This is a genomic window from Streptomyces sp. CO7 (genome assembly GCF_053474865.1).
This window is the reverse complement of the sequence record NZ_JBRIOU010000002.1, coordinates 421,105-422,950: the sequence shown is the minus strand read 5'-3', so window position 1 is coordinate 422,950 and position 1,846 is coordinate 421,105. Positions and strand designations below refer to the sequence as shown.

Here is a 1,846-nt window from a genome sequence, read left to right as displayed (position 1 = left end):
CCGTAGGGCCCCGGAACGCGACGCCGCCCCTACGGCACCCGCCCCGGGCGCCGGGCCGGGTGCTCAGTCGGACTGGGCGGCGGCGCGGGCCTCGGCCTCGCGCCCCGGGGCCAGCAGGCTCTTGCGGTGGCCGTACGCGAAGTAGACGACGACACCGAGCGCCATCCACACCCCGAACCGGACCCACGTCTCGGCCGGCAGGTTCAGCATCAGCCACACCGAGGCCAGCACCGAGACGATCGGCAGCAGCGGAACCAGCGGGGTGCGGAAGGCCCGCGGCAGGTCGGGCCGACTGCGCCGCAGCACGACGACGCTGATCGCCACCACCACGAAGGCGAAAAGGGTACCGATGTTCACCAGCTCGGCCAGCACGCTGAGCCGGGTGAAGCCGGCGATCACCGCGATGGTCACACCGAGCAGGATGGTCGGCCGGTAGGGGGTCTTGAAGCGCGGGTGGACACGGGAGAAGAACCGGGGCAGCAGCCCGTCGCGGCTCATCGCGAAGAAGACCCGGGTCTGTCCGAGCAGCAGGATCATGCAGACCGTGGTGAGGCCGATCGCCGCGCCGAAACTGATGACGCCGGCGAAGAAGGGGTGTCCGGTCGCCTTGAAGGCGTCGGCGAGCGGCGCGTCGACGGAGAGCTTGGTGTAGTGCTGCATGCCGGTGACCACGATCGACACCAGCACGTAGAGCGTGGTGCAGATGGCGAGGGATCCCAGGATGCCGCGCGGCATGTCGCGTTGCGGGTTGCGGGTCTCCTCGGCCGCGGTCGCGACGACGTCGAAGCCGATGAACGCGAAGAAGACCACCGAGGCGGCGGTGAAGATGCCCAGGACGCCGAAGTTGGCGGGGGCAAAACCGAAGATGAGCTGGATCAGCGGGGCGTGGAGGCCGCCGCCCGCCTCCTGGGGAACGGAAGCGGGGATGAAGGGGCGGTAGTTCTCGGCCTTGATGAAGAAGGCGCCCGCGACGATCACCAGCAGCACCACGCCCACCTTGATGGCCACCACCACGGAGGTGATCCGGGCGGACAGCTTCATCCCGACGACCAGGACCGCGGTGAGCACCAGGACCAGCAGCGCCGCGAAGAGGTCGAAGCCGAAGCCCTCGACGCCGTCCCGGCCGGAGAGCACGGCCGGCATCGTCCAGCCCGCGTTCTCCAGCAGGGAGCGGATGTAACCGGACCAGCCGACCGCCACCACCGCCGTGCCGAGCGCGAACTCCAGGACCAGGTCCCAGCCGATGATCCAGGCGGGCAGCTCGCCCAGGGAGGTGTAGGAGAAGGTGTACGCCGATCCGGCGACCGGCACGGTGGAGGCGAACTCCGCGTAGCACAGCGCGGCGAGGGCGCAGACCACGCCGGCGATCACGAAGGCGATCGCCGTCGCGGGGCCTGCGGTCTCCTTGGCGACGGCCCCGGTGAGGACGAAGATGCCGGTGCCGATGACGACGCCGACGCCGAACACGGTCAGGTCCAGCGCGGAGAGGGACTTCTTCAGCCGGTGTTCCGGATGTTCCGTCCCCTCGATGGAGTGCTCGACCTTCTTCGTCCTGAAGAGGCTGCTGCTGCTCACGTCATTCCTCCCATGGGTCCCCGACACGGTCGGAGGGTGCCTTCCCTCTTCCCCGAATTCCGTCGCTCAGGACGCCCCGCCCGGTTTGTCACCGGGACGAGCGAAGAGCCCGGCGGAACCGGCCCAGTCGCCCCGCCGCGACCGGCCGGGAGGGCGCCGTCAGGGAGCGGGGCAAGGTGGCGCACCGGAACACCGGGCGCGGCGGCCCAAGGGGAACACCGGGAGCGCCGACGCAGGAGGAACACCGGGCGCGGCGGGGCGGGAGGAACAC

The 1,846-nt window shown here is 70.4% G+C and carries 1 protein-coding gene; it reads right to left on the bottom strand.

What is annotated here, in order from left to right:
• Nucleotides 1–63 precede the first annotated feature (63 nt).
• Nucleotides 64–1,575, bottom strand: coding sequence for an amino acid permease (locus ACOV8S_RS03840; protein WP_448316103.1), 1,512 nt, complete (start codon nucleotides 1,573–1,575; stop codon nucleotides 64–66).
• Nucleotides 1,576–1,846: the final 271 nt, after the last annotated feature.